General features: G+C 45.1%; 26 protein-coding genes and 1 tRNA gene. 17 read left to right on the forward strand and 10 right to left on the reverse strand.

All coding sequences use genetic code 11. From position 1 onward, the window contains the following. Window positions 1-94: 94 nt before the first annotated feature. Window positions 95-1,087, forward strand: a complete 993-nt coding sequence (locus LWP20_RS01390) for a YihY/virulence factor BrkB family protein (protein ID WP_242926325.1) — start codon at window positions 95-97, stop codon at window positions 1,085-1,087. Window positions 1,088-1,154: 67 nt separating this feature from the next. Here the strand turns inward: LWP20_RS01390 and LWP20_RS01395 are convergent, their stop codons facing one another. Continuing rightward, entirely contained in the window at window positions 1,155-1,535 is a 381-nt protein-coding gene (locus LWP20_RS01395) for a RidA family protein (RefSeq protein WP_242926326.1), read from the reverse strand. A 47-nt stretch (window positions 1,536-1,582) separates the two neighbouring features. Between LWP20_RS01395 and LWP20_RS01400 the strand changes: the two genes are divergently transcribed. Beyond that, window positions 1,583-2,269 carry a 3-hydroxyacyl-CoA dehydrogenase family protein gene (locus LWP20_RS01400; protein ID WP_242926327.1) on the forward strand — a complete coding sequence of 229 codons (687 nt, stop codon included), beginning with the start codon at window positions 1,583-1,585 and terminating at the stop codon, window positions 2,267-2,269. A 76-nt stretch (window positions 2,270-2,345) separates the two neighbouring features. Here the strand turns inward: LWP20_RS01400 and glmS are convergent, their stop codons facing one another. From glmS to LWP20_RS01415, 3 genes are all read right to left on the reverse strand, one after another. Further along, entirely contained in the window at window positions 2,346-4,181 is a 1,836-nt protein-coding gene (gene glmS / locus LWP20_RS01405; RefSeq protein WP_242926328.1) for a glutamine--fructose-6-phosphate transaminase (isomerizing), read from the reverse strand. Window positions 4,182-4,251: 70 nt separating this feature from the next. Further along, window positions 4,252-5,628, reverse strand: coding sequence for a DUF4270 domain-containing protein (locus LWP20_RS01410; protein ID WP_242926329.1), 1,377 nt, complete (start codon window positions 5,626-5,628; stop codon window positions 4,252-4,254). Then, window positions 5,612-6,424, reverse strand: coding sequence for a glycogen/starch synthase (locus LWP20_RS01415; RefSeq protein WP_242926330.1), 813 nt, complete (start codon window positions 6,422-6,424; stop codon window positions 5,612-5,614). Before LWP20_RS01415 ends, LWP20_RS01410 begins: the two co-directional genes overlap by 17 nt. Window positions 6,425-6,559: 135 nt before the next feature. Between LWP20_RS01415 and panC the strand changes: the two genes are divergently transcribed. The 7 genes from panC (at window position 6,560) to LWP20_RS01450 (ending at window position 12,546) form a co-directional block, all read left to right on the forward strand. Further along, window positions 6,560-7,414 (forward strand): pantoate--beta-alanine ligase, encoded by an 855-nt coding sequence (panC, locus tag LWP20_RS01420; protein ID WP_242926331.1) that lies wholly within the window; start codon window positions 6,560-6,562, stop codon window positions 7,412-7,414. Between the two features lie 95 nt (window positions 7,415-7,509). After that, window positions 7,510-7,857 (forward strand): aspartate 1-decarboxylase, encoded by a 348-nt coding sequence (gene panD, locus LWP20_RS01425; RefSeq protein WP_242926332.1) that lies wholly within the window; start codon window positions 7,510-7,512, stop codon window positions 7,855-7,857. A gap of 8 nt (window positions 7,858-7,865) precedes the next feature. After that, window positions 7,866-8,912: a lysylphosphatidylglycerol synthase transmembrane domain-containing protein gene (locus LWP20_RS01430; RefSeq protein ID WP_242926333.1), complete on the forward strand. Its 1,047-nt coding sequence runs from the start codon at window positions 7,866-7,868 to the stop codon at window positions 8,910-8,912. Then, window positions 8,896-9,393, forward strand: a complete 498-nt coding sequence (gene rfaE2 / locus LWP20_RS01435) for a D-glycero-beta-D-manno-heptose 1-phosphate adenylyltransferase (protein WP_242926334.1) — start codon at window positions 8,896-8,898, stop codon at window positions 9,391-9,393. The genes LWP20_RS01430 and rfaE2 overlap by 17 nt, the downstream gene beginning before the upstream one ends. 9 nt (window positions 9,394-9,402) lie before the next feature. After that, window positions 9,403-10,083 (forward strand): zinc metallopeptidase, encoded by a 681-nt coding sequence (locus tag LWP20_RS01440; RefSeq protein ID WP_242926335.1) that lies wholly within the window; start codon window positions 9,403-9,405, stop codon window positions 10,081-10,083. Between the two features lie 239 nt (window positions 10,084-10,322). Continuing rightward, window positions 10,323-11,462 carry an acyl-CoA dehydrogenase gene (locus LWP20_RS01445; RefSeq protein ID WP_242926336.1) on the forward strand — a complete coding sequence of 380 codons (1,140 nt, stop codon included), beginning with the start codon at window positions 10,323-10,325 and terminating at the stop codon, window positions 11,460-11,462. Between the two features lie 160 nt (window positions 11,463-11,622). Beyond that, window positions 11,623-12,546, forward strand: coding sequence for an AraC family transcriptional regulator (locus LWP20_RS01450; protein ID WP_242926337.1), 924 nt, complete (start codon window positions 11,623-11,625; stop codon window positions 12,544-12,546). Here LWP20_RS01450 and LWP20_RS01455 read toward each other — a convergent pair. Genes LWP20_RS01455 through LWP20_RS01465 form a run of 3 tightly spaced genes read right to left on the reverse strand, consistent with a single transcriptional unit; the run spans window position 12,529 to window position 14,232 of the window. Further along, the gene (locus LWP20_RS01455) at window positions 12,529-13,293 is read right to left on the reverse strand and encodes a phosphoglycerol geranylgeranyltransferase (RefSeq protein WP_242926338.1); all 765 of its coding nucleotides are present in this window, start codon (window positions 13,291-13,293) and stop codon (window positions 12,529-12,531) included. The genes LWP20_RS01450 and LWP20_RS01455 overlap by 18 nt on opposite strands. Next, a complete protein-coding gene (locus tag LWP20_RS01460) occupies window positions 13,283-13,855 on the reverse strand; it encodes a hypothetical protein (protein WP_242926339.1) in 573 nt (190 codons plus the stop codon). Before LWP20_RS01460 ends, LWP20_RS01455 begins: the two co-directional genes overlap by 11 nt. Beyond that, complete coding sequence (locus tag LWP20_RS01465; protein ID WP_242926340.1) at window positions 13,852-14,232, reverse strand: phage holin family protein; 381 nt, start codon at window positions 14,230-14,232, stop codon at window positions 13,852-13,854. Before LWP20_RS01465 ends, LWP20_RS01460 begins: the two co-directional genes overlap by 4 nt. Before the next feature lie 151 nt (window positions 14,233-14,383). Here LWP20_RS01465 and LWP20_RS18295 point away from each other — a divergent pair, with 151 nt between their 5' ends. After that, window positions 14,384-15,478, forward strand: coding sequence for a tetratricopeptide repeat protein (locus tag LWP20_RS18295; protein ID WP_302467593.1), 1,095 nt, complete (start codon window positions 14,384-14,386; stop codon window positions 15,476-15,478). Window positions 15,479-15,619: 141 nt separating this feature from the next. Here LWP20_RS18295 and LWP20_RS01480 read toward each other — a convergent pair. Beyond that, window positions 15,620-15,695, reverse strand: a tRNA-Phe gene (locus LWP20_RS01480). 168 nt (window positions 15,696-15,863) lie between these two features. Here LWP20_RS01480 and LWP20_RS01485 point away from each other — a divergent pair. From LWP20_RS01485 to LWP20_RS01500, 4 genes are all read left to right on the forward strand, one after another. Then, a complete protein-coding gene (locus LWP20_RS01485; protein ID WP_242926341.1) occupies window positions 15,864-17,237 on the forward strand; it encodes a 4Fe-4S dicluster domain-containing protein in 1,374 nt (457 codons plus the stop codon). Between the two features lie 141 nt (window positions 17,238-17,378). After that, window positions 17,379-18,158, forward strand: coding sequence for a (Fe-S)-binding protein (locus LWP20_RS01490; RefSeq protein WP_242927092.1), 780 nt, complete (start codon window positions 17,379-17,381; stop codon window positions 18,156-18,158). 74 nt (window positions 18,159-18,232) lie between these two features. After that, a complete protein-coding gene (locus LWP20_RS01495) occupies window positions 18,233-18,715 on the forward strand; it encodes a hypothetical protein (RefSeq protein WP_242926342.1) in 483 nt (160 codons plus the stop codon). A gap of 29 nt (window positions 18,716-18,744) precedes the next feature. Then, window positions 18,745-20,694 (forward strand): CHU_0125 family OmpA-like outer membrane integrity protein, encoded by a 1,950-nt coding sequence (locus LWP20_RS01500; RefSeq protein WP_242926343.1) that lies wholly within the window; start codon window positions 18,745-18,747, stop codon window positions 20,692-20,694. Between the two features lie 336 nt (window positions 20,695-21,030). On the opposite strand, the gene LWP20_RS01505 is transcribed toward LWP20_RS01500, so the two are convergent. After that, window positions 21,031-21,582, reverse strand: a complete 552-nt coding sequence (locus tag LWP20_RS01505) for a hypothetical protein (protein ID WP_242926344.1) — start codon at window positions 21,580-21,582, stop codon at window positions 21,031-21,033. Window positions 21,583-21,802: 220 nt separating this feature from the next. Here LWP20_RS01505 and LWP20_RS01510 point away from each other — a divergent pair, with 220 nt between their 5' ends. Continuing rightward, window positions 21,803-22,972, forward strand: coding sequence for an AIR synthase related protein (locus LWP20_RS01510; RefSeq protein ID WP_242926345.1), 1,170 nt, complete (start codon window positions 21,803-21,805; stop codon window positions 22,970-22,972). Window positions 22,973-23,386: 414 nt separating this feature from the next. Beyond that, window positions 23,387-24,115 carry a proline and serine-rich protein 1 family protein gene (locus LWP20_RS01515; protein WP_242926346.1) on the forward strand — a complete coding sequence of 243 codons (729 nt, stop codon included), beginning with the start codon at window positions 23,387-23,389 and terminating at the stop codon, window positions 24,113-24,115. 129 nt (window positions 24,116-24,244) lie between these two features. Here the strand turns inward: LWP20_RS01515 and LWP20_RS01520 are convergent, their stop codons facing one another. Next, window positions 24,245-24,733, reverse strand: a complete 489-nt coding sequence (locus tag LWP20_RS01520; protein ID WP_242926347.1) for a DUF4293 domain-containing protein — start codon at window positions 24,731-24,733, stop codon at window positions 24,245-24,247. A 64-nt stretch (window positions 24,734-24,797) separates the two neighbouring features. Between LWP20_RS01520 and LWP20_RS01525 the strand changes: the two genes are divergently transcribed. Next, complete coding sequence (locus tag LWP20_RS01525; protein WP_242926348.1) at window positions 24,798-25,997, forward strand: thiolase family protein; 1,200 nt, start codon at window positions 24,798-24,800, stop codon at window positions 25,995-25,997. Window positions 25,998-26,048: the final 51 nt, after the last annotated feature.

A 26,048-nucleotide genomic window follows, 5' to 3' on the forward strand; every position in this document is an offset into this window, starting at 1 on the left:
GCAGGGCGCCGGCTCAGAAACACCATAATCAGCAGATTCCGTATCTGTTTAAGGTAGATTTATAGTGTACTACATGGTGCGAAAGCGGTTACATATGACCTGGGGCCTGCTCAAGGAAACTTATCTTGAGTTTATAGATAACAATGCCTTTCAGAAAGGGGCTGCGCTGGCGTATTACACTATTTTTGCTTTGCCGCCCATGCTCATCATTATCATTAGTGCCGCCGGTTTTTTCTTTGGCAGGCAGGCCGTGTCCGGCGAAATTTATTACCAGATAAAAGACATGATCGGCTCTGAAGGCGCTTATCAGGTGCAGCAGATGGTAGAGAATGTTAACCGGTTCACCAATCTCAGTTTTGCTACAGTGTTAGGCGTTGTCACCCTTTTTCTGGCTGCTACAGGGGTGTTTATCTCGCTGCAGGATTCCCTGAACGAAGTATGGCAGGTGCGGCCTAAGCCCAAGTATGGCTACCTGAAACTGTTCCTGGACCGGTTATTATCTTTCGGGCTCATACTTTTTATTGCTGTACTTCTGTTGCTGTCGCTCTTATCCAATTCTGTTCTGGTAGCCATCAGCGCTTTCCTGGAAGCCCGCATGCCTGATTGGGTATTGTTTATACTTCACTTAAGCGATTTTGCCACATCGTTTGTGATAATGGCGGTTATGTTTGCCTGTATTTACAAGTTTTTGCCCGATGCCAAAATAAGATGGCGCGATGTATGGGTTGGGGCTTTGGTAACGGCTGTGCTTTTTTCGGTAGCCAAAAGCCTGATCGGGTTATACCTGGGCACTAGTAATCTGTCGTCTATTTATGGGGCGGCCGGCTCTGTGGTAGTCATACTTACCTGGGTGTTCTTTACCTCCCAGATCATTTTTTTCGGGGCAGTTTTTACGTTTGTGTATTCGCGTAAGTATGGCTTTAATATTTATCCTGCAGATTATGCCGTGCGTGTGATTAAGGAAGAAATGGAAGTAGGCAAATCGGCTGTAAATGCAGAACCGGGTAAGCACGAAAAAGAAGCATACGGCGAAGAGGAAGAAGAAATAAGTGAAGAAGAGAACCTGGCCGCAGGCGAGAACATTTAAAGCAATAGCTTAACCTCAATAAAGTATAAAGCCTGCTTGTAGTAGCGAGCAGGCTTTATACTTTGGGTTACTTAACTGCGATGCAGGAAATTTCTACATTCACATCTTTTGGCAGGCGGCTAACCTCTACAGTTTCGCGGGCAGGTGGGTTGCTGGTGAAATAGCTGCCGTACGTTTCGTTTATCTTACCAAAGTTGTTCAGGTCTTTTACGAAGATAGAGCACTTTACTACGTTGCTGAAATCCATGCCGGCCTCAGTAAGTATAAACTGCAGGTTTTTCATTACCATGTGTGTTTCTTCTTCTATGTTGCCCGTTACCAGTTCGCCGGTCTGCTGGTTTAGCGGTATCTGGCCTGAAACATAAAGTACGCCGTTGGCCATAGTTGCCTGGCTGTAAGGGCCGATAGGAGCCGGCGCGTTCTGTGAGTTAACAATGGTATGTGCCATTCTGAATAAGTTTAAATGTTTATCTTTACCATCAAAAGTACAGAAATATGCACATAGTTGTTTTGGCTGGGCCTGAAATGGCCGCTGAGTTTAAACTGAAATTTCCTGAAAGTGGCAGTAGCCACCGGTTTTCGTTTTTGCATAGCCACAGCCTGATAGATGAGCAGCTGGAGCCTACTGATATTGTATTTGATTTTCTGATATACCAATACCCGGAGCGGCTAAGCTATTATGCACCGGAGCAGGTGGTATTTTGTAATACCGCTACAGCCCAACTTGCCGCAATGGTTAAGCAGGCCGGATTGGCTGGGCATCCGTGCACACTTTTTGGCTTTAACGGTCTGCCCTCTTTGTTTAACAGGCCGGTTTTAGAAGTTAGCCTGATCAACTCAGATGATGAAGAAAGATTAAAAGCAATCTGCGAAGAACTAGGTACAGATTATTTGCTGGTAGAAGACCGTGTGGGCATGGTTACGCCACGTATGCTGTGCATGATCATTAACGAAGCGTGCTATACTTTGCAGGAGCGCACAGCAGGTATAAATGATATTGATTTAGGTATGAAACTTGGCACAAATTACCCGAAAGGGCCATTTGAGTGGGCTAACCAGATCGGGGTAGCCAATGTATACCATGTGCTGGAAGCTATGTACAACGATACAAAAGAAGAACGCTACAAAGTATGCCCGTTGCTGAAAACCAAATACCTTACAGGCCAAAAGTTTGAAGTATAGCCGTAACTATAAAGTATAAGTATAAAAAAAGGAGACCTGTTCTGGGTCTCCTTTTGTGTTTTATAGTAAATATAGATTACTCTACTGTTACTGATTTTGCCAGGTTACGAGGCTGGTCTACATTACAGCCACGCATTACAGCAATGTGGTAAGAAAGTAACTGCAACGGAATTACCGATAGCAATGGCACCAGGTGCTCGCTTGTTTCCGGTACTTCAATCACATAGTCAGCCATGGCAGGTATCACATTATCGCCTTCTGTTACGATGGCAATAACACGGCCTTTGCGCGCACGCACTTCCTGAATGTTAGAAACGATCTTCTCATATGAGCTATCCTTAGTAGCAATAACTACAACCGGCATCTGCGCATCAATTAAAGCAATCGGGCCGTGTTTCATTTCGGCAGCCGGATAACCCTCTGCATGTATGTAAGAAATCTCTTTTAGCTTAAGGGCACCTTCCAGCGCAACCGGGAAGTTGTAACCACGACCTAAGTATAAGAAGTTTGTTGCATCTTTAAACATCGCCGATATTTCCTGAATCTGCTCATCAAGTTGCAGGGCTTTTTCAACCTTATCAGGTATGTTTTCAAGCTCAACCATCAGCTCATGTAGTTTGGTAGTTTCCAGCGTGCCACGCTTGCTGCCAATAATCATGGCCACCAGCGTAAGTACTGTTACCTGTGCTGTAAAGGCTTTTGTACTTGCCACACCAATTTCAGGGCCGGCGTGTGTGTAAGCACCTGCATCTGTAGCGCGTGCAATAGAAGAACCTACCACGTTACAGATACCGAAAATAGTAGCTCCTTTCGATTTTGCCAGCTCAATGGCTGCCAGCGTATCTGCCGTTTCACCCGATTGTGAAATAGCAATTACAATATCCTTTTCGCTGATAATTGGGTTGCGGTAACGGAATTCAGAAGCATATTCTACTTCTACAGGTATGCGGGCCAGGTCTTCGATCAGGTATTCGGCTACCAGGCCGGCATGCCACGAAGTACCACAGGCAACAATAATGATACGCTCGGCATTCACGAATTTATTTTCGAATTCGCGTATACCCCCCATCATCATGTGGTTGCTTTCCGCTATCATGCGGCCGCGCATGCTGTCAAGTATAGAGCGTGGCTGCTCAAAAATTTCTTTCAGCATAAAATGCTCGTAGCCACCTTTTTCTATCGACTCTAACGCCATTTCAAGGCGCTGTACATAAGGCGTTTGCTTAACATCTTCTTTAGAGCGGATATCCAGTTCGCCATTTTTGATCACAGCAATTTCATGATCATTCAGGTAAATTACATCGCTGGTATACTCTATAATCGGAGTTGCATCAGAAGCCAGGAAATATTCGCCTTGCCCAACACCAACTACCAACGGGCTACCTTTTCGGGCTGCTACCAATTGGTCTGGGTCATCTTTAGAAAGCACTACGATGGCATAAGCACCTACTACTTCATGCAATGCCAGGCGTACTGCTTCTTCCAAAGAGCAGTGGTTATTTGTTCTGATGTCTTCGATCAGGTTGATGAAAACTTCCGAATCGGTTTCGCTCTGGAAAGTATGGCCTTTCTCTAAAAGAAGAGTTTTAAGAGCAGCGTAATTTTCTATTATACCATTATGTATAATGGCAATGCTTTTAGAGCTAGAAAAGTGAGGGTGCGCGTTTACATCATTTGGCTCACCGTGAGTTGCCCAACGCGTGTGGCCCATACCAATATGACCATGCACATCCTTCTCAGCAATAAATGCCTCCAGTTCGCTTACTTTGCCCTTCTTTTTGTAAACATTCAATGATTCATTCATCAAAGCGATGCCTGCGCTATCATACCCTCTGTATTCTAATCGCTTCAGACCCTTGATAATAATCGGGCATGCTTCTCTATGCCCTACATATGCTACAATTCCACACATATAATTTTATCTATAAAATATAATAGGTACCCGTAAAGGTACCTATTTCTCAAATATGAATATAAATTTTTTAGTTAAGCTTTGAATAATAAAGGAGAAGCTTAGCTTTATCGGTGCCGGTATTGCTGATAATGGCACGGTATGGGCGCGACTCTGTCTGAATCTGGCTTTGGCCAAGGTTTCCTGTTGCTACTACATTAGCTGGCGCAAGTAGTATGCCGTTATTTTGCTTATTGCCTAAAAGTATAGCCTGTATATAAGGCGTAACATTAACAGTATAATATTCCTTAGATGCAGGTATAGTAAGCACCGCCGGGTATGCGGTTCCATTAAGTCCGCTTGATCTACTTAACTGTACAGAAGTTGGCGTACCGGCAGCATTCCTGATAATCTCATTTTTGCTGTTTGTTTCATACATAACAAGCTGCGGAGGTGCGGTCAGCGTGCTTGCAGATGATTTTTTGATTGGTACAATAAGCTCAGCTCTATTGATGATGATATTACCTTTTGCTTCTTTAAATTCCTTCAGGTAAGGTATAGTGAGTTTAGTAAGCAGCTGCGTATTGGTTTGGATGTAACTTTCGCCTCCTGTTTCTGAAGCTGCTTTAAAGTCGCCTTTGTTTTGCAGAGACTCTACCGAGGTGCCCGTTCTGTTGCCTGTTACGCGGTTAAAGCTTCTTACAATATCTCTGTTAAAAGTAAAAGAATGCTTCTTTTGCTCAGTGCCGTTTTTATAGTACAGGATAAAAGAAGTGTTGGCCGAGGTCATATTAAAACCTACTATGCTGCCTGCATTGTCGGCTGCTACTAGGGCTATACCTTTAAGGAAGTTGTTGAAATTGGCCTGCGTTTTAAGTGGGTCTTTATCTGATTCTGCAACAATTTTCTGCAGGAAGGCCTGGTCAAATTTTATCTTTACAAGTACAGCAGAGTCTACTTCAACATTGTTCTTCTTGATTTTGATAAGCTGCGGCACAAAGGTTTTAGAACCTATGGGGCTGCTTTCGTAAGCAAGATTGGAGTTGGTAAAATATGTAGCTTTCTCCTGAAAGCCCTCTGTTAGCTGGTACACATTAAGTGTAAGGGGCGCTGTTTTGTTGCCATAAATAAGGTTATAATCCAGCGTCAATACTAACGAGTCTGCTACCGGGTTATCGCCGAACTTTAGGTTAGATGTTCCAAGGCCCAGTTCTGTAAAATTATTGGCACTAACACTGCCCAACACCGGGTCGTTATACTTGCCCACCAACGCAGGCGATGCCTTAAACGACAGAATAGAGTCGTTCAGGAGCACAGTGCCAGTGTTTATAGTTAGTGTATCAGTATAATCTGTGCCTATTTGGTTTTCGTCCTGCAGTTCAATACCAATATCTTTGGCATCTTCGCAGGCAGTAAGGGCAGCAATGGAAAAGAAGAACAGGAGGAATCTTCTAACGGCTAAGTTCATTATATAGGTTGTAGTAAGAATCTAACAGGTTGTCGTCGGCGCTGATGGTATTGATGTTCTTGGTTTTCACGAACTCATTAAACAGCGCATCTATATTTTCACTGAAATTCTCATTTGTTTTGATCACGGAGTCGGCATACTGCATACCAATCTTCATGAAGCTGTCCACGTCAGCAGACTGCAGGTGCGTTAACATGCTGTCATCAATGTCAAGCATTTTAACTTTGCCTTTCAGGTCGCCCTCAAACTTCTGTGTGCAATCGTGGTTATACACCGTGAACATCGATTTTGCATCCTTAAAGATCGGGTCTTTTTTGTAAGTCGTCTTCAGATACATTGGTATTAGGCCTGTCATCCAGTCGTTGCAATGTACAATATCTGGTTGCCAGCCTAGTTTTTTAACCGTTTCAAGTACACCTTTGCAAAAGAAGATGGCGCGCTCGTCGTTGTCCTGGTGGAAATTATTGTTCTTGTCAACGAAAACGGATTTTCTGTGGAAATAGTCTTCGTTGTCGATAAAATATACCTGCAGCTTGGCATTAGGTATAGAAGCTACTTTAATTACAAGTGGTTTCTCATCATCGCCAACTGCTATGTTGATGCCCGAAAGGCGTACAACTTCATGTAAACGATTTTTGCGCTCGTTTATTAGCCCGAACCTTGGAACGAAGATGCGGATCTCCATTCCTCGCTCTTGCATCCCCTGTGGTAGTGTATTCAGAAACTCTGCTACTTTCGTGGTTTGTAAGAAAGGATTGATCTCGGTGGCAGCGTATAGGATTCGCAATTTGGACATGATATGGAGTTAAAAATTAATAAGCAACAGTATTGGGACGTGCAAAATTAGTAATTTTTATTCTAATTTTCAATTTTCTGTACTATAACTTACTTTTACCGGCTTTAACCAGACGAGCTAAGTAAACCAGCCATAATGGAAGTTATAGAACAGGTTGGCACCATCCGACAAACGGTGCAGGCACTCAGGTGCAGTGGTAAAACCATCGGCTTTGTGCCAACTATGGGCGCCCTGCACGAGGGGCACCTACAGCTCCTGCGCGCTTCTGCCCAGGAAAACGACATTACCATCTGCAGCATTTTTGTAAATCCTACCCAGTTTAATAACCCGGACGATTACAAACTATACCCCCGCACCATGGAAGAGGACATTGCGTTACTGAAAACAGTAGGCTGCAATTATCTGTTTGCACCAAATGCCGGAGAAGTATATAGAGAACAGACACTGCTGCAGTTTAGTTTCGGAGTGCTGGAGACCGTAATGGAAGGGGAGCACCGCCCCGGGCATTTTAATGGAGTTGCCACTATAGTTGGCAAACTGTTTAACCTGGTGCAGCCACATAAGGCTTATTTTGGGCAGAAGGATTTGCAACAGGTAGCTATAGTGCGGCAATTGGTAAATGGCTTAAGCTTTAACCTGGAACTGGTTTGTTACCCTACGGTGCGCGAAACAGATGGGCTGGCGATGTCTTCGCGTAACAAGCGCTTAAATGAGGAGCAGCGGCAAATTGCAACACATTTATATAAAGCATTGCAGCAGGCAAAAGCAGAGCTTAAGCAAAAGCCGGTAGCAAGTATAAAACAAAGTATAGCAGAGTATCTGCAAAGTATAAACCAGGTTGCGTTAGAGTATTTTGAAATAGCAGATCCTGATACGTTGCAGCCCGTGGAAGATGTAAGTAAGTATAAGCAGGTGGCTTTGTGTATAGCAGCTTTTGTAGGCGAAGTGCGCCTGATAGATAATATCATTGTGAATTTAAATGAAGTATAGATTGTTTTGCCTGCATGCTGTGGGCAGATAGCTATACTTTGGTAGTTAATCTGATGCTTATTGTCTAACTTTGCGCTTTATTTCAATACCAAACCATGCAGATTGAGGTTTTAAAATCTAAGATCCACCGTTGTAAGGTCACGCAGGCCGAGTTGCATTATGTAGGTAGCATCACAATTGATGAAGACCTGATGGATGCCGCCAATATGGTGGAGAATGAGAAAGTGACTATCGTTAATATAAACAACGGCGAGCGCTTCGAAACCTATGTAATTAAAGGCGAGCGCGCTACCGGAACCGTTTGCCTGAACGGGCCAGCTGCCCGCAAAGTACAGGTAGGCGACATTGTGATCGTTATATCCTATTGCACCGTTAATTTTGAAAACGCGCGCAGCCATAAACCTACGCTTGTTTTCCCTGACCAGCATAACCGCCTGGTATAATTCTGTTCATGAAAAAGCTGCTCTCATTTCTAAAGTATGTTTTGCTTTTAGCGGTTTCCGCATTTCTGATGTGGTACGCTCTAAAGGAACTGGACTTTATGAAAATGTGGGACGAGCTTAAAAATGCAAGCTATTCCTGGATCATACTTTCGTTGGTGATGGGGGTGATAAGTTACATGAGCAGGGCCTACCGCTGGCGCATGCAGTTTAACTCTACCGGTTATCAGCCCTCGCTTGGGAATACCTATAATGCCATGATGTTTGGCTATGTGGCTAACCTGGTATTGCCGCGTATGGGAGAGGTGGCCCGCTGTACCATGCTGCGCCGCACTGAGGGAATACCGGTAAATACCGGATTTGGCACTGTAATAGCCGAGCGTTTTGTGGATATGCTGATGCTGTTATTGGTTATAGGCATTACTTTTCTGGTAGAGCTTGACCGGCTGCAGGATTTGCTACTGGGTCTTTTTGCTGACAAGTATAATAACCTTGAAAAAAGCCTGGATTCCTTATACTTAATAGGAGGTATTACAGTAGCAGTGATTGCCATTGCATTGGTGCTTATACTTGTGTTTTTAAACCAGTTGCGGCAAAACAAATATTTCCTGAAAGTTACCGGTTTTTTAAAAGGCATGCTGGATGGTATCTTTAGCCTTTCGAAGTTAGAAAACCCGGTTGCTTACTGGCTGCATACTTTTTTTGTGTGGGGTATGTATTATGGTATGAGCCTGGTTGTTTTTTACGCTTTGCCCGCTACCGCCCATTTATCGTTTGGGGCGGCACTATCTGTGCTTGTTATTGGTAGTTTAGGCATGGCAGCACCTGTGCAGGGTGGTATCGGCGTATACCATATTCTGGTGCAAACTACATTGCTCTTATATGGCGTGCCCAAAGAAGGCGGCATGGCCTATGCGTTGCTCGCACATACTTCACAAACACTTTTGGTCGTTCTAATGGGAGTGCTTAGTTTTATGGCAGGTATGCTGCGGCGCAATAAGCCCGTAGCTGAAACCATACAGGCAGAAGTAACTACTCATCATGAAATCAACCGATAAAATCCTTTCCGTTTCCCAATTACAGGAACAAGTAAATACCTGGCAAAACCAAGGCCAGAAAATAGTTTTCACCAACGGCTGCTTTGATCTTCTGCACCTGGGGCATGTTGATTATCTTGAAAAAGCACGACAACTTGGCGATAAATTAGTACTTGGGTTAAATACAGATGCTTCAATCAGCAGAATTAAAGGCCCGAATCGCCCGCTTCAGGACGAAATGTCACGTGCAAGGGTAATGGCATCGCTTTTGTTCGTAGATGCAGTAGTGCTCTTCGATGAAGATACTCCGTTGCAACTGATACAAGCCATTCAGCCGGATATACTGGTTAAAGGCGACGATTACAGCATAGAAACTATAGTAGGGCACGAGGTAGTTATGGCTAAAGGTGGAGAAGTAAAAACTGTACCACTGGTTAAAGGCTATTCTACTACCAACATCGTAAACAAAATAGAAAATCAACTCAACCCTAAAACAAAGTAAAGTATAGCTATGGCTGGTATATATTTAATAGGTATAATTTTTATGCTGATAAGCTGGCTTGTAAGCTGGCGCCTTAAAAGCAAATTTCAGAAATACTCTCAGATTCCGATTAGCTCTGGCCTGAGTGGCCGCGAGATTGCGCAGATGATGTTAGCCGATAACGGTATACACGATGTGAAAGTAATTTCGGTAGCCGGCCGTCTTACAGACCATTATAACCCGGCAGATAAAACAGTAAACCTGAGCGAGTATGTATATGAAGCGCGTTCTGCCGCCGCCGCCGCTGTTGCCGCGCACGAATGTGGCCACGCTGTACAACATGCCAAAGCCTATAGTTTCCTGAAGTTCCGTTCGGCTATGGTGCCTGCCTTAAGTATAGCTTCGCGTTACATGCAGTGGATTATACTTATCGGTATCTTCATGCTGCAGACAACTCCAATTCCGTTAACAATTGGTGTAACACTTTTTGCACTTACAACTATCTTTAGTTTTGTTACGCTACCCGTAGAATTTGACGCGAGCAAGCGGGCACTTGCCTGGATCGAATCGAATAATGTTGTAACAAAGCAAGAGTATGCCATGTCTAAAGATGCGCTTAAGTGGGCTGCTTTAACTTACGTGGTTGCTGCGCTGGGCTCGTTAGCAACATTGTTATACTATGTATCATTACTAATGGGGCGCCGCGACTAACTGAAGATGTGTTCGTTGTATAGGTCTGATTATTAATAAATTAACGTCATTTGTTTTAGTAGCAAATGGCGTTTTTTGTTTGTTAAATCCTATTTTGTCACTAATGCGTTTAATATAATAAATTGGAGGTTTGTGGCGGGTTAAACAAATATTACTATAACGGGTTGTTTTAATACCTCTGAATTTCATAGTTTTGCGCCCGATAAAACTAAATAGATTGCACTTAAATTTATATAAGCATGAATTTCCAATTAACAGAAGAACATTTGGCGGTACAAGCTGCTGCCCGTGAGTTTGCACAGACCGAACTGCTGCCAGGCGTAATAGAGCGCGATGAGCACCAGAAGTTCCCGGCTGAGCAAATCAAGAAGATGGGTGAGCTTGGATTTTTGGGTATGATGGTAGACCCTAAGTACAATGGCGGCGGTATGGATACAATATCTTATGTACTGGCCATGGAGGAAATCTCTAAAGTAGATGCCTCTGCTTCTGTTGTAATGTCGGTTAATAACTCGCTTGTTTGCTGGGGTATTGAGAAGTATGGTAACGAAGAGCAAAAGCAGAAATACCTGACCAAACTTGCTACTGGCGAGATCATCGGTGCTTTCTGTTTATCTGAGCCGGAGGCTGGTTCTGATGCTACTTCGCAGCGCACCACTGCCGAGGATAAAGGCGATTACTACCTGCTGAACGGTACAAAGAACTGGATCACAAACGGTAGTTCAGCTTCTGTATACATTGTAATTGCGCAGACAGATGTAGCAAAAGGCCACCGTGGCATCAATGCACTTATTGTAGAGCGTGGTATGGAAGGTTTTGAGATCGGACCTAAAGAAAATAAGCTGGGTATACGTGGCTCTGACACCCACTCACTGATGTTTACTGACGTGAAGGTGCCGAAAGAGAACCGTATCGGTGAAGATGGCTTCGGCTTTAAGTTCGCTATGTCTACGTTGGCTGGTGGCCGTATCGGTATTGCTTCGCAGGCATTAGGTATAGCTTCAGGCGCTTACGAGCTGGCGGTTAAGTATTCTAAAGAGCGTAAGGCATTTGGCGTAGAAATCTCGAAGCACCAGGCTATCCAGTTTAAGCTGGCTGATATGGCTACAAACATTGAGGCTGCCCGCCTTCTTTGCCTGCAGGCTGCTTATGATAAAGATACACACGCCGATTATGGTAAGTCGGGTGCTATGGCTAAGCTTTTTGCATCAAAAGTTGCAATGGATACTACCATCGAAGCCGTACAAGTACATGGGGGATATGGTTTCGTGAAAGAATACCATGTAGAGCGTTTAATGCGCGATGCAAAAATTACGCAGATATATGAAGGTACTTCTGAGATACAGAAAATAGTAATTTCAAGAGAATTGCTTAAGTAAATCAAGTCTTAAATATCTGTTAATCTGTAGTTTATGCTAAGAATAGGATTTGTTGAATTAAAATTTATTTTTTAAAATTAATTTGAATTTTATAAAGATTAGTCTTAGCTTTAGGCCTTGAATTAAGGGTTTATAGTATAAAAGTTAGTTGGTAACACACATGGAAGATTACAATAAAATTATTGAATCGCTTGGGGTGCGGTTCATTAAGGCTAAAAATCTGGTGTTGCAGCAGCCGTTTACGGTGCGCAACTACTATGATGTAGGCAACAATCTGATCCTGCTCCACAGGGGTAGTATCTTTTTCGGCGACGAGGAGCAAATGGTAGAAGAAGGGGAGCTTCTGTTTATTCCGGGTGGCCGTAGCACAAAAGTGACATACGGTTCCAGCGATGGCAGAACTATCTCTAACGATGACCTGATCACAAACAGAGAGAAGTTTTTCAAAAGCAACAACGAGCTTGATCTGATCGGTGATGCTGAGGAAAGCCATAGCTATGTTAGCTTCGAAGCAAAAGTATTTGACTCGGTTAACTTCTTCGCCTCACTAGATCTGCCGGCGTTCCTGATTTCAGGTAACAACAAACTGGCTAACCTGGTGATAAAGGTTGTAGAGGAAAGCATGCAGGACCTGCCAGGTAAAGAGCGACTGATCAGCATCTACACTGAAAACATTGTAGTAGAGATCGTGCGCCACATTCTGCGTAACAAAATGTTCGTGGAGCAGCTGGCAACAAACAGCACCTATTTCAAAGATCCTCGCCTTATCGACCTGTTCAACTATATCAAGGAGAACCTGGGCGGCGACCTTTCAAACAAAGTGCTTTCTAACGTAGCAAACGTATCTGAGGATTATGTAGGCCAGTATTTCAAAATGCTGACTGGTATTAACCCACAGGATTACATCGAGTACCAGCGCATGGAGCGTGCCGTATTCCTGCTACGTACTACCAAGAAGAGCATCCGTGAGATTGGTAAAGACGTGGGCTACAAAGACACTGCGTACTTCTGCCGTCGCTTCAAGATGATGTTTGGTATACCAGCTGGTAAGATGCGTCGCAGAGAATCAGCGATGAATATCTAAGGCAACATTATAAGAAGAAACAATTTGAGAAACCTCGGCCAGAAAGCCGGGGTTTTTTTCTATGTGGTTACCTACCACAATCACATCGGCACCAGCATCAAGGGCAGCCTTAGCTTTTTGTTTAGTATTAATGCCTCCGCCAACTATAACCGGGATATCCACCGCTTTGCGTACCGCCGAAATCATAGCCGCACTAATAGGATTCTGGGCACCGCTGCCACCATCCATGTAAATGTAACGCAGGCCAAGCATCTCGCCGGCCATAGCCGTGCAGGCAGCAATCTCAGGCTTATCGTAAGGTATAGGTGTAGTGCCGCTCATATATGAAGCCGTGGTTTGGCGGCCGGTATCAATAAGCATATAGCCGGTAGGATAAACGTGCAGCTGGCTGGCCTTAAGTATAGGAGCCGAAAGTATGTGCTGGCCTATCAGGAACTCCGGGTTACGGCCTGATATAAGCGAAAGCAGTAAAATGCCATCGGCTTGTTTATCAATGTGCAGGCTGTTGCTCGGGAAAAGTATAACCGGGATATCAGAGTTGGATTTAAGCAGACGTATAAGCCCGCCCTGGTTATTAGTAGTGATGAGGCTGCCACCTACAAAGAAAAAATCTATAGGGTGAAGTTCGCTCAGCGCAAGCAGTTGCAGGCAGGTAGCCTCATCAAGGTTGTCTGGGTCTAGCAGTACCGCAAAGTGCTTCCTGCCTGTTTGTTGCTGCTGTTGCTGGCGAAGGTTTTTAAATGGCATCCTCTTCCGGATAATTATACTCAGTAGTTTGTATCTCAGTCGCCTCTACAGGCTTAGCTGCAATATCGGGATTTTCAGATACACTCTGTAAGTATTCTTCTACCTTTTTCGTGATGTAAACCATTAAAAGGGCTGTAAGCTGGCTGGTGATCAGCTTGGTGAAGCCGGAATCCATAAAACTTTTGGCGGCACTTTTATTTTTGTGCTCGGGCTGTTCTGCATGCGGCATACGTTCTGATGATAAAGTATAATCATCTTCCTGCTCATGCAGCATAGAATCGTAGTCTACTACGCTGGTCTCTGCAGCGGCATTGTGGCTTACATGAAGCGGCTCTTTTGCTTTCTTTACTTTTTTAGCTTTTTTTTTACCGCCGCTAAACATACTGCTTAATAAATAACCTGCCAGCAATACACCGCCGGCAATGGCTACTTTTTTGCCAATCTGCTGCGACTGTGTCTTAATCTGGTCAACATCGCCCATTAAAGCATTTCTGTATTCTTCTTTCTGACGCTCCAATAACTCTCGCTCATTCTCGAACAAGGGGTTGCTTAGCTCACTCATAGTGTTTTATCTCGTTTGTCGGTTTTATAGATTGTATTGTCAAAGGTTTTATCGGCCACATTCTGAAATACTTTTTTATCCAGGCCAATAATCAGCACAACCAGCACTGCTACATAAAACAAAGCCACAATGCCAAAGCCCCAGAACGAGCTATCCAGCAAGTGATTGAGCAACAGGGCAATAAAGAGGTTGATAAAAATAAAGCTCATAATCCCAACAAAACCTAGCAGGAGCACGTGCAGTAAACTAACGAAGGAAGTTTTTAGTTTATCCTGTATCTCCAGTCTGATTATATCGATGCGGGTATCGATGTACCCCATCAGGTTTTCGATGATATTGGTGCTTTTCTCGCGTGTGCCGTTGTCGTTGTTGGCCATAGTGCTAAGCTTTTTTAGTGCCTGTTTTGTATACGATTAAAGAATGAAAAATTACTCAATGTATAACCGGATAAAATGTACTACGGAAATTTCAGATCAGTTGTATAAAATTACAAAAGATAAACGTTAACCTTTTTGTACTTTCGCCTGCTTGGATCAGAATTATTACATAGTTTTAGGAGTAAGCCGCACTGCCACCACGCAGGAAATTAAGCTGGCTTACAAACGGCTTGCGCTGCAATACCACCCCGACAGGAACCCCGGTAATGCGCGTGCCGAAGAGCAATTTAAGCTGGTGAACACCGCCTACCAGACACTTTCTAACCCAAGCAAGCGTGCCCGATACGACCTTAAACTACAATATGTAAGCGAGCAGCGCCGTGTAGTGCAACCGCAATCTTATTACGATCCCCGTTATAACCATACCCGCGAGCCTGCATCGGTATCGGAGCGTTATTACCACAAACGTCCGGTTATGCAGGAGCAGCGTTTCTCGCGACGCGATGCATACATTACCGCTGCATTTGTTGCCTGCCTGTTGCTGTTTAGCCTGCTGCTTAAAGTGGTAATGGATTACGTGGCCGGAGAAGATAAGTATAAAACAGCCTTATCATACATGGCAGACGGTAAGTATAGCAGTGCCCACAGCCTTTTAACAGATGCCATATATTTCAGGCCCAAGCATGCCGATGCATACCTGACCCGCGCAAGTATAGAACTGAATGTGTTTGAGGATTACCAGGATGCCCTGCAGGATCTGAACCAGGCAATAGCGCTACAGGATAATGTGCCCGCCGAAACCTATTATATGCGCGGCAAATGTTACCAGAAGCTATCGCAGTTTAAACTGGCAGAACAAGACTTTAGCCGGACACTGCACCTGGATAGTACTTTGTATGCCGCGCACCTGGAGCGAGGTGAGGTGCGCCTTTTTTACCTGCAAAACTATAAGCTAGCCATTGCAGATTTTACAGCTTTTTTAAAACGCTCGCATAGCGGTGAGTCTTGGTCTAAGGCGCTTACTTTTAGGGGTTTTGGATATTATAAATTAGGTGATTATACTTTGTCGGAGGCTGACTACCGCCGGGTGTTGGATGTGGATAACAGTAATGGCCGTGTGTATTATTTATTAGGCAGAACAGAGCTGGAGCAGCAGTTTGCTGATTCGGCCTGCGTGCATTTTAAGAATGCCTACAGGTTAGGTTATACAGCAGCAATGTTAGAGCTGAGTGCAAATTGCCAGTAAGTATAAGATTGGTGCGCTAAGTTTAACAGGGCTTTTATTGCGGGCTCGGCAAGTATGGGCAGCGCAAACAATGTAAAGTTTCGGGAGTTAGATAAAGTATAAAAACAAAAAACCCTCTTCGGTTAAGAAGAGGGTTTAAGCTGGTGGTGATGATTGGAATCGAACCAACGACACAAGGATTTTCAGTCCTTTGCTCTACCAACTGAGCTACATCACCAGCTCTTGTTGTGCCCCTTGTTTCTAAAGGGTATGCAAAAGTAGCAACTAAGATTGAACGTGCAAACATTCAGCTCAAAAAATTTTAAAAAAAGTTCCTCATGCACGTTTATTCTTCGTATTCTGCTATCTTTAGGTATAAATTGGTATGTATAACGAATAGTTTATCGTGATAGGATTAGAGAACATTATCTTCCTGATTGTTGCTGCACTGGGCATAGGCTTATTTGTGTGGCAGATACGCAAGATCCGAAAGAATATACTTATTGGCCGCGACGTAGAGCTGGCTGATAACCCATCGGAGCGCATTAATAAAATGTTGTTAGTTGCCTTTGGCCAGCAGAAAATGTTTAAGCGCCCGTTGCCGGCAGTACTTCACCTGTTTGTATATGTAGGCTTTCTGGTAATTAACATCGAAGTACTGGAGATCATGATCGATGGTATTTTCGGAACACATCGCGTGCTGGGTTTTATGGGGCCACTCTACAGTGCCCTCATGTTTGTAAATGAGATATTGGCTGCCTTGGTAATTGTGGCCTGCGCTATTTTCCTGTGGAGAAGAAATGTATCAAAGGTGCCACGCCTGGCAACTGGTGTGGAAATGCGTGCCTGGCCTAAAATGGACGCCAATGTTATCCTAATCACCGAGATCGTGCTGATGTTTGCGCTATTCGCTTTTAATATCTCCGATATTAAACTGGCAGAGCTGGAAAACCGCCACATGGCCGGCAGCTTCCCGGTGAGCCAACTGTTTGTAAATGCTTTTGGGTCTGATGCTGGTACTTTGCATGCCATTGCTACCGTAGGTTGGTGGATTCACATCTTGGGCATACTGGCGTTTATGAACTACCTGCCAAGCTCCAAGCACTTCCACATTATCATGGCTTTCCCGAACGTATATTACTCTAAGCTGTTCCCGAAAGGCAAATTCTCTACAAACCCAAGTATAACGCACGAAATAAAGGCCATGCTGGACCCAAGCTACCAGCCGCCCGCTCCTGAAGTAGATGCCGAGGGCAACCCGATTGTACAGCGCTTTGGAGCCAAAGACGTGGAAGACCTGAGCTGGAAGCAGCTGATGGATTCTTATACTTGTACCGAGTGCGGCCGCTGTACTTCTGTTTGCCCGGCCAACATAACAGGTAAGCTGCTTTCGCCACGAAAGATTGTGATGGATACCCGTGACCGTATGGAGGAGAAAGGCGAACATCCGGCTATCTTCAAGCCAAACCATTATAAAGAAATGGGTGTGGAGCGTGTAGAAACTACCGATGAAAAAACATTGCTGAGAGGTTACATCACGCCAGAAGAGCTATGGGCTTGTACAACCTGTAATGCCTGCGTAGAGTCCTGCCCGGTTAACATCGATCAGCTTTCTACTATCATGGACTTGCGCCGCTATTTGGTACTGGAAGAATCTGCTGCGCCGGCTTCGCTTAATGCTATGTTCACTAACATCGAGAACAACGGTGCGCCGTGGGCGTTCCCGGCGTCTGACCGCTTTAACTGGGCCGACGAATTATACTTACCTTCGAAGAACTAGACAAAAGAATTTTCAGACAAAGAACATAAGTCATTGGATGTAGGAGTTGATTATTGATTCCTTTGTCTTTTGTCAAATTGTCCTTCGTCCTTTACAAATACACTGATGGAAGAAAATAAAAGATTAGTGAAAGTGCCAACGATGGCCCAGATGGCTGCCAACGGCGAAGAACCTGAGATCCTGTTCTGGGTTGGTTGTGCCGGCGCTTTCGACGACCGTTATAAAAGAGTAACCCGCGCTTTCGTTCAGATTCTGGAGCATGTGGGTGTAAAATATGCCGTATTAGGTACCGAAGAAAGCTGTACCGGCGACCCAGCCAAACGTGCCGGTAATGAGTTCCTGTTCCAGATGCAGGCCATCACTAACATCGAAGTGATGAATGCTTATAATGTGAAGAAGATCGTAACGGCTTGCCCGCACTGCTTCAACACGATTAAAAATGAATACCCTGACTTGGGCGGCAACTATGAAGTAATTCACCACTCCACGTTCCTGCAGCAACTTATAAACGAAGGCAAAGTGCATGTGCAGGGCGGTGAGGCGTTTAAAGGCAAGCGCATTACCTACCACGATTCCTGTTACCTGGGCCGCGCCAACGATATTTACGAAGCTCCACGCGATGTACTGGCTGCCCTGGATGCCGACCTGGTTGAAATGAAGCGTAGTCGTGCCAATGGTTTATGCTGCGGTGCCGGTGGTGCCCAGATGTTTAAAGAAGCTGAGCCGGGTAAAAAAGAGATTAACATCGAAAGAACGGAAGAAGCACTGGCTACTTTAGGAACAGAAGGCGTAATTGCAACAGCCTGTCCGTTCTGTATGGTAATGATGAATGACGGCGTAAAGAACAAGGAGCAGGAACAAAACGTAAAAGTTTTTGATATTGCCGAGCTTATCGCACAAGCCGAAGGACTTACAAAGTAATTGTTGATTGGTAGTTGCTAATTGTTTTAAACGATTAAGAACCAACGATCAATAATAAACAACTAACAATAAATATGTATATTCCGTTTGACGAGTTGCCGCCGCATGCCCGGCTGTGGATCTACCAGGCAAACAGGCCTTTAACCGAGGTCGAGCAAACCGAGATAAAACCACTGCTGCAGGCTTTTGCAACTGAATGGAGCAGCCACGGAACAGGTTTGCAGGCATCGGCTAAATTACTGCACGGGCAGTTTCTGGTGCTGGCTAACAACGAAAGCGCAACTGCTGCCAGTGGTTGCTCCATCGATAAGTCGGTAAATTTTGTAAGGGAGCTGGAACAACGCTTTGAAGTTTCTTTTTTCGATCGTACACAGCTTGCCTTTTTAAACAAAGGGCAGGTACAACTGGTAAGTATAAGCGAACTAAAAAACAAAGTAGCTACCGGCGATATAAAAGAAGATACGTTATACTTTGATACGCTTGTAAACAATTACGAAGACCTGCAAACGGAGTGGCCTCGGCCAGCCCGTGCCAGCTGGCTTTCGCGGTATTTCTGATTCTGGCTAACCATAACTTTACACTGTTCATGCGCCAAACGCTACAACCAAAGCTTATTGCTTTTTACCTGATACGGTCGGGTATGTTTATACTATTTGTGCTGTTGCTCGCAGCCTGCGGTTCTGGTAAACACATCAGCAAAGGCGATAAAAAGTTTGGGGAGGAAGAGTATGAGCGCGCCATTGAATACTACAAGCAGGGCCTGACCAAAGCAAAAAATCCGGGAGAAATAAACTATAGAATAGCAGAAGCTTACCGCATGTCTAACAGGCTTGCGCAGGCAGAACCATTCTATAAAGCTGCCCTGGATGCGAATTTCCGTAGAGAAGATGCTTACTTTTATTATGGTATGGCGCTCAAAGCTAATGGCAAATACGAGGAGGCCCTGAACCAGCTACAGGATTATGTGCGTGTAGGCAGCAACCCACGGTTAAAAGGCCTGGCAGTACGCGAAGTAGAGAACTATAATGCACTAAGCGATATTTTACGCCGTGCACAAAAATTTGAAGTACAGAACCTGGAAGCCCTGAACACGGATGCTTCTGAGTTTGCGCCATACATACTTAATAACGAGCTCATTTTTTCATCTACCCGTGGTGCCGGTAAAAAGTACTGGGGTAATGGAGAGGGCTTTATCGATATTTATGCCACAACACTTACCGATTCGGCTGCAGCTATGGGCGGTGCTGTGCGCAAATTTGATGGTATAAATGTAGAAGGCTTACACGATGCGCTGGCTACTTTTACTGATGAAGGCAGAAGTATGGTGTTTGCCCGTGGCAACGAAGGCACAAAGAAAGGCCGCCAGAACGTAGACCTGTACATTTCTTTCTTCCGCTCTAATGCCTGGTCTGAGCCTAAGATTTTAAGTATAAACGATGCCCGTGCCTGGGATTCTTCGCCGGCATTCTCGCCAGATGGTAAAACGTTATACTTTGCTTCTGACCGGAAAGGCGGCCTGGGCGGTAACGATATTTACAAAACCACCATAGACGATAACGGCCGTTTCTCTACGCCGGAAAATCTAGGGCCGGATGTGAACACACAGGGCAACGAAAGCTTTGTTTATGTAGCACCGGATGGCACTTTATACATTGCTTCTGATGGTTTACCCGGCTTAGGCAACTTAGATCTGTTCCGTATAGAAAATGGTAAACCTGTAAATCTGGGCGCACCCGTAAATTCCCCGGGCGATGATTTCAGCATTTACTTTAAAGATGGCTTAACTGGTTATTTCTCGTCTAACCGCGAAGGCGGAAAAGGTGGCGACGACCTGTATAGCTTTGCAAAATTGCAGCGCAAGCTTGTTAACTTCTTTGTAGACGGTACCGTTTTCCAGCGCCGTGAAGGAGCAAAGCAGCAAACTATAGTTCCGAACCAACTGGTAGTGCTGCAGGACGATAAGGGCAAAAAACTGCGCGAAGTTAACGCCGATGCCGAAGGTAAATTCTCCTTTAGTTTAGATACAGCAGCAACTTACTCATTAGTATCTGAAAAGCCTGGTTTCTTCACAGCCCGCCAGCGCATAACTACAGTAGGTAAAATTCCACCGCAGGAGCAGTTAAAAGACGAAGTAACCGACATCAGGTTAACCGCTACGTTGGTGATGAATGAAATTGTGAAAGAGAAGGCAATTGTGCTGGAAAACATTTTTTACGATTTCGATAAAGCCAATATTCGCCCGGATGCTGCCATAGAACTGGATAAACTGGTGGAAGTACTAAACGACAATCCTAAAATCTCTATCGAGCTGAGTTCGCACACCGACTCCCGTGGTGTAGATATTTATAACGAGGATCTATCGCAGCGACGTGCCGAATCTGCGGTGAAGTATATTATCTCGAAAGGGATAGATAAATCCCGTATTACCGCAAAAGGCTATGGCGAAAAGCGACCAGTTGTGAAGAATGCCAAAACAGAAGCCGAGCACCAGCGCAACCGCCGCACAGAGTTTAAAGTGGTTCGCATTCAGGAATAGCTTTAGAGTGAGGAGTGCTGAGTCAGGAACTGTAACTTAAAGTATAAAAAAGGCCTGCAGATAAACTGCAGGCCTTTTTTATACTTTAAGTTACTAAACGCAAGTTGCTTGATGCTTTACCCTGCTGATAACTTACCCACCCCTAACCCCTCCTTGGAGGGGAACTACAGGTACGTGTACAAATTCCCCTCCAAGGAGGGGTTAGGGGTGGGTTTACTATAACGGATGATACATAATAGCTTTATCGCCCAGCTTGAGATAATCGTTAGAATCTCAACAAAGCCACGTTTGATCAAATTATCAGATCTGTATTAGAAAGCAGATCTCATTATCCCGCTACTTCAGCAAAAACTTAACGCCTACACCAATAGTTCTGGCTTGCTCTAGCGGCATGCGAGGCTGATAAGGACTATTATCGAATCGCATGAACGGAGCCCGGTAATCAAGAGAGAGGGAGATAGGCGCTTTTTTGAAAGTATACTCCATGCCAAAACTTGCCACAGTTACCAGGTTAGTTGTTATATCTGGCTCTTCGGGGTAATAAGTATAATTATGGCTGCGCATAACCCCAAGCCCTAAACCAGCATAAGGCCTGAAGCGCGAAGAGGTTAGCAGTTGTGGCTGCCAGATGTAACTGAGCGAGGCCAGAAAAATGCGCGAGTCCTTTATTATACTTGACTGTGCTTCCAGCGCCGACTCTTTACCTATAAAGTACTTGGCCGATATGCTGATATCTGCCCCGGTCGGGCCACCATAAGATAAACGTGCCCCGATGGCTGCTTTATAAGGAGCCGTGGCTTGTGGTTTTACACGCAGCGAGTCTTGCGCCTGCAAGGTGTTAAGCGAACTCAGCAAACAGAGGCAAAGCAGCATGATCTTGTTTTTCATAGTTTATTTTTTAGGTTTATATATAGTATGATGCCTATAAATAGGCAAACGTTGCATGTTATTAAGTATAAAATTGTAGTATACTAAGTATAGATTTGCACGCGTTATACTAAGTTTGTATGTGTTAGCCCAGCTTGGATTACCAAATTCATCTTTTTGCTTTTTAACCTCGCTAATACCACGGCCTTTCTTAAATTTGTAGACAAACCATTCTCCAGCTATGGAAAACAGATATCTGCGACGAGGCGTGTCTGCGTCGAAGGAAGACGTACACAACGCCATCAAGAACATCGACAAAGGCTTATTCCCGAAAGCATTCTGCAAGATCATCCCCGACATTTTAACCGGCGACCCGGACTACTGCGCTATTATGCACGCAGACGGAGCCGGCACCAAATCGGCATTGGCCTACATGTACTGGAAAGAAACCGGCGACCTGAGCGTGTGGAAGGGCATTGCCCAGGATGCTGTGGTAATGAACACCGATGATTTGCTTTGTGTGGGTGCTACCGATAACATCCTGCTATCATCAACTATAGGCCGCAACAAAAATCTGGTGCCGGGTGAGGTAATTGCCGCCATTATTAACGGTACTGAAGAAGTGCTGCAAATGCTGCGCGACAATGGTATGGGTATTTACAGCACCGGCGGCGAAACAGCTGATGTAGGCGACCTGGTGCGCACAATTATTGTAGATAGCACGGTAACAGCCCGCATGCGCCGCGACGAGGTTATCTCGAACCATACTATACAGCCTGGCGATGTAATTGTAGGCTTCTCGTCTTCGGGGCAGGCAACCTATGAAACAGAGTATAACGGTGGCATGGGCAGCAACGGGCTAACCTCAGCACGCCACGATGTGTTCCATAAATATTTGGCCGCATCTTACCCGGAGAGTTTTGACCCGGAGCTGCCAAAAGACCTGGTATACACCGGCAATTACAGGCTGACAGATGTAGAGGAAGAAACAGGCATGGAGGTTGGCAAGCTGGTACTTTCGCCAACGCGTACCTATGCACCCATTGTAAAAGCAATATTGCAAGAGTACCGCCAGCACCTGCACGGCATAGTGCATTGCAGTGGAGGGGCGCAAACCAAAGTGCTTCATTTTACCGACAAGGTACACATCATAAAAGATAACCTGTTTTCGGTGCCGCCGCTGTTCCGCATAATTCAGGAGCAAAGCCTCACCGACTGGAAGGAGATGTACAAAGTGTTTAACATGGGCCACCGGTTGGAGATCTACTTACCAGAACAATATGCGCAAGACTTAATTAATATCTCGAAGTCGTTTGGGGTAGATGCACAGGTTATAGGCCGTGTTGAGGCCAGCAATAAAAATGAGCTAACTATTACCAGCGATAAAGGTGAATTTTACTACGAAGGGTAAGCAGTAGCTATACTTATACTTTAAAGGCCAGAGGTTTTATACTTGTGGCCTTTAATTTTTTTCCGGCTTTGATGTTACAATCAAGTATAAAAATGCCTGAGCATTTGGTTCACAATTAAGCCCTGGCAGGCAATTATTACCGCAAAATCATACTAAGAAAGCATAAATAAGCTGTTACAAACGCTGTGTAAATGGCTTTTCAGGTTACAGGAATAGTCCGTAACTAGCTTGTGCAAACATGAAGCGCTGTTAATATATAGCAGCAACTAGTTAGGCTGTGGCGCAAGCCCGGCCTGATTTACTACATCATGAACTCCGGCAGGCTGGTGCTTCAGCAAACGCAAGGGCATTCTTTCACAAAACTTGGCACAATAATTGGCTTCGCTCAAAGTATAGAAATAAACCTATACTACTATGAGAAAGCTTCTACTTCCGCTCCTGCTTGTACTGCTGGCATTGCCGGCCTGGGCACAAGCTTCTTTAACTTTCACTACGCACAAAGGCGATCCGTTTTTGGTAAAGATTGATGGCAGAACTGTAAGCCGCGTTGCTTCTAACTTTGTGCGGGTAGCCAACCTGAGGCCTGGAAAACACTTTGTAGAGTTTAAGATAATGGGCCGGTATGGCGTGCATAGCATGGGCTCTAAAATATATGTAACCGATGGCTACGAAGCTAATTATGCGCTGCATACTGCAGGCCGAAGCGGTAAAGCCATACTACGATTGATAGACGAAGTGCCGCTTAGGCCAAGAATTCCGGTACCACCAGCACCGCGTTACCCGGACCGTTACGAGCCTCGCCACCCTGATTACCCTCGCCACGACGATGATTACCGGTACGAAAAATGCCGCAACCTCCTTAGCAACTATGAACTGGATAGGCTTATGGACGCTATGGATAACCGAAGCTTCGAGAGCACTAAACTAAGTATAGCCCGCGAAGCCTTGCGCAACAACAGCATCATGGCCGAAGACCTGAAAAAACTGCTCGGCCAGTTCGACCACGAAAGCACCCGCGTGGAGTTTGCCAAGTATGCCTACGATTATGTATGCGACCGCGAGCGCTTCTACTATGTATATGATGCCTTTAAATTTGACAGCAGCGTGCGCGAACTGGAAGAATATGTTAGCCGAAGAAGATAATTTGAGTATTAAGGTGATAAGTTAAATAGTTTGTGAATAAAAAAAGCCGCTCCAAAGTAACTGGAAGCGGCTTTTTTTGTTGAATAAGTAAACTATACATTCACTTAATCAAAAGTCAGTTACTCAGAATTATCTCAGCCTGTCTACAGATCTTACCAGGTTTTCATCGCGGCGGATGAAGCGGTTGGCCAGTGCGTTAAGCAGCAGTGCCAGAATAGGCATATAAAAGCCCGGTTCGTATTCGCCTGGGTTACTGGCCTGAATCATGTCGTTGCCAACATACATGGCGTAATAAAAAGTTGTGCCAAGTAAAGCAGCCAGCACCAGGGTGTTAAGTAAGCCCATTTTCATCTGGTTCAGGCGGTTCTTAAACTGGAAAATCTCATACAGCGCCAGCACAGCAGCTGCAATAGCCAGCATACCAATGGCAAAAGTGCCTTGCGAAGGCAGGCTTGCGGCCGCATCGCCCTGAGCTTGTTCCGGTTTCAGGTTCCAGGCAGTAAGTATAAGCGTTTGGTTAGTAGCCGGGTCAGTCTTAGACCATAGCGGTAAAAACAGCATGGCAACCATAGATAGTACCAGCAGGAATAGAAATACGGATTGAATTCTTTGTATCATAAGTCGGTTAATTTAACTTGCAAGGAGATGCAAAATTAGACAAAGACCTGTAAATCCAAAATTGATGAACACAGCTTATATAGTTGATATACTCAGAACTCCTGTCGGAAAGTTTGGTGGCACGCTTAGTTCGGTGCGCCCCGATGACCTGGCCGGGCATGTATTAAAGGAATTACTGGCCCGAAATCCCAACCTCGATCCGGGGCTGATAGAAGACGTAGTGCTGGGTGCCGCCAACCAGGCCGGCGAAGATAACCGTAATGTAGCCCGCATGGCCTTGCTGCTGGCAGGACTGCCCGAAACTATAGGTGGCGTTACTGTTAATCGTTTATGCGCCTCCGGGTTGCAGTCAATTATAGATGCCAGCCGTGCCATTGCCTGTGGCGATGGCGAAATATACCTGGCCGGTGGTGTAGAAAGTATGACGCGTGCTCCTTTTGTAATGGCAAAAGCCGAGACGCCGTTTGCCCGCACTGCTGAAATTTATGATACAACCATTGGCTGGCGCTTTACAAATCCAAAGCTTTCGGCGCTATACCACCCGTTTACCATGGGCGAAACAGCCGAGAATGTGGCCGGGCGCGAAGGTGTTTCACGTGAAGCCCAGGACGAATTTGCCCATAGCTCGCAGGTAAAGTATAAAGCTGCTGCCGAGGCCGGTAAATTTAACGATGAGATTGTGCCTGTAACTATACCACAGCGCAAAGGCGATGCTATTGTTTTCGATACCGATGAGCATCCAAGGCTTTCTTCAGTTGAGAAGTTAGGCGAGTTGGGAGCAGCCTTCAGAAAAGGCGGGTCAGTAACGGCTGGTAACTCATCAGGTATAAACGATGGTGCTGCTGCGTCCATTATAGTTAGCGAAGAGGTGCTTAAACGGTATAATCTTACCCCTATGGCACGTGTGGTATCGGTAGGGGTTGCGGGCGTAGATCCGGCGCACATGGGTTTAGGTCCGATTCCGGCCACTCAGAAAGCGTTAAAAAGAGCGGGCTTAACTATAAATGACATATCGCTTGCCGAAATTAACGAAGCTTTTGCAGCCCAGGCCATACCTTGTGTGCAGCAACTTGGCATTAATCCGGACATCGTAAACGTTAATGGAGGTTCTATTGCTATTGGCCATCCGCTTGGCGCCAGCGGTACACGTATTACAGCTACCTTACTGCACGAAATGAAGCGCCGCACCGATGTTCGCTATGGTTTGGCAACTATGTGTGTAGGCGTAGGGCAGGGTGTGGCTGTTATTTACGAGAAAGTATAAATTTAACTTATACATTTAAAAAGCCCGCTCTTGCTAACAGAAGCGGGCTTT

The sequence above is a fragment of the Pontibacter vulgaris genome (genome assembly GCF_022758145.1).
GTDB classification, from domain to species: domain Bacteria; phylum Bacteroidota; class Bacteroidia; order Cytophagales; family Hymenobacteraceae; genus Pontibacter; species Pontibacter vulgaris.

Excerpts from the sequence above, each read along its gene's own strand:
- LWP20_RS01395 (WP_242926326.1), bottom strand. The coding sequence starts at position 1,535 with ATGGCACATACCATTGTTAACTCACAGAACGCGCCGGCTCCTATCGGC.
- glmS (WP_242926328.1), bottom strand. The coding sequence starts at position 4,181 with ATGTGTGGAATTGTAGCATATGTAGGGCATAGAGAAGCATGCCCGATT.
- LWP20_RS01455 (WP_242926338.1), bottom strand. The coding sequence starts at position 13,293 with ATGCCATTTAAAAACCTTCGCCAGCAACAGCAGCAACAAACAGGCAGG.
- rfaE2 (WP_242926334.1), top strand. The coding sequence starts at position 8,896 with ATGAAATCAACCGATAAAATCCTTTCCGTTTCCCAATTACAGGAACAA.
- LWP20_RS01430 (WP_242926333.1), top strand. The coding sequence starts at position 7,866 with ATGAAAAAGCTGCTCTCATTTCTAAAGTATGTTTTGCTTTTAGCGGTT.
- LWP20_RS01490 (WP_242927092.1), top strand. The coding sequence starts at position 17,379 with ATGGCCCAGATGGCTGCCAACGGCGAAGAACCTGAGATCCTGTTCTGG.
- LWP20_RS01460 (WP_242926339.1), bottom strand. The coding sequence starts at position 13,855 with ATGAGTGAGCTAAGCAACCCCTTGTTCGAGAATGAGCGAGAGTTATTG.
- LWP20_RS01440 (WP_242926335.1), top strand. The coding sequence starts at position 9,403 with ATGGCTGGTATATATTTAATAGGTATAATTTTTATGCTGATAAGCTGG.
- LWP20_RS01505 (WP_242926344.1), bottom strand. The coding sequence starts at position 21,582 with ATGAAAAACAAGATCATGCTGCTTTGCCTCTGTTTGCTGAGTTCGCTT.
- LWP20_RS01445 (WP_242926336.1), top strand. The coding sequence starts at position 10,323 with ATGAATTTCCAATTAACAGAAGAACATTTGGCGGTACAAGCTGCTGCC.
- LWP20_RS01495 (WP_242926342.1), top strand. The coding sequence starts at position 18,233 with ATGTATATTCCGTTTGACGAGTTGCCGCCGCATGCCCGGCTGTGGATC.
- LWP20_RS01415 (WP_242926330.1), bottom strand. The coding sequence starts at position 6,424 with ATGTCCAAATTGCGAATCCTATACGCTGCCACCGAGATCAATCCTTTC.
- LWP20_RS01515 (WP_242926346.1), top strand. The coding sequence starts at position 23,387 with ATGAGAAAGCTTCTACTTCCGCTCCTGCTTGTACTGCTGGCATTGCCG.
- LWP20_RS01465 (WP_242926340.1), bottom strand. The coding sequence starts at position 14,232 with ATGGCCAACAACGACAACGGCACACGCGAGAAAAGCACCAATATCATC.
- LWP20_RS01520 (WP_242926347.1), bottom strand. The coding sequence starts at position 24,733 with ATGATACAAAGAATTCAATCCGTATTTCTATTCCTGCTGGTACTATCT.
- LWP20_RS01400 (WP_242926327.1), top strand. The coding sequence starts at position 1,583 with ATGCACATAGTTGTTTTGGCTGGGCCTGAAATGGCCGCTGAGTTTAAA.
- LWP20_RS01410 (WP_242926329.1), bottom strand. The coding sequence starts at position 5,628 with ATGAACTTAGCCGTTAGAAGATTCCTCCTGTTCTTCTTTTCCATTGCT.
- LWP20_RS01450 (WP_242926337.1), top strand. The coding sequence starts at position 11,623 with ATGGAAGATTACAATAAAATTATTGAATCGCTTGGGGTGCGGTTCATT.
- LWP20_RS01510 (WP_242926345.1), top strand. The coding sequence starts at position 21,803 with ATGGAAAACAGATATCTGCGACGAGGCGTGTCTGCGTCGAAGGAAGAC.
- panC (WP_242926331.1), top strand. The coding sequence starts at position 6,560 with ATGGAAGTTATAGAACAGGTTGGCACCATCCGACAAACGGTGCAGGCA.
- LWP20_RS01500 (WP_242926343.1), top strand. The coding sequence starts at position 18,745 with ATGCGCCAAACGCTACAACCAAAGCTTATTGCTTTTTACCTGATACGG.
- LWP20_RS01525 (WP_242926348.1), top strand. The coding sequence starts at position 24,798 with ATGAACACAGCTTATATAGTTGATATACTCAGAACTCCTGTCGGAAAG.
- panD (WP_242926332.1), top strand. The coding sequence starts at position 7,510 with ATGCAGATTGAGGTTTTAAAATCTAAGATCCACCGTTGTAAGGTCACG.
- LWP20_RS01390 (WP_242926325.1), top strand. The coding sequence starts at position 95 with ATGACCTGGGGCCTGCTCAAGGAAACTTATCTTGAGTTTATAGATAAC.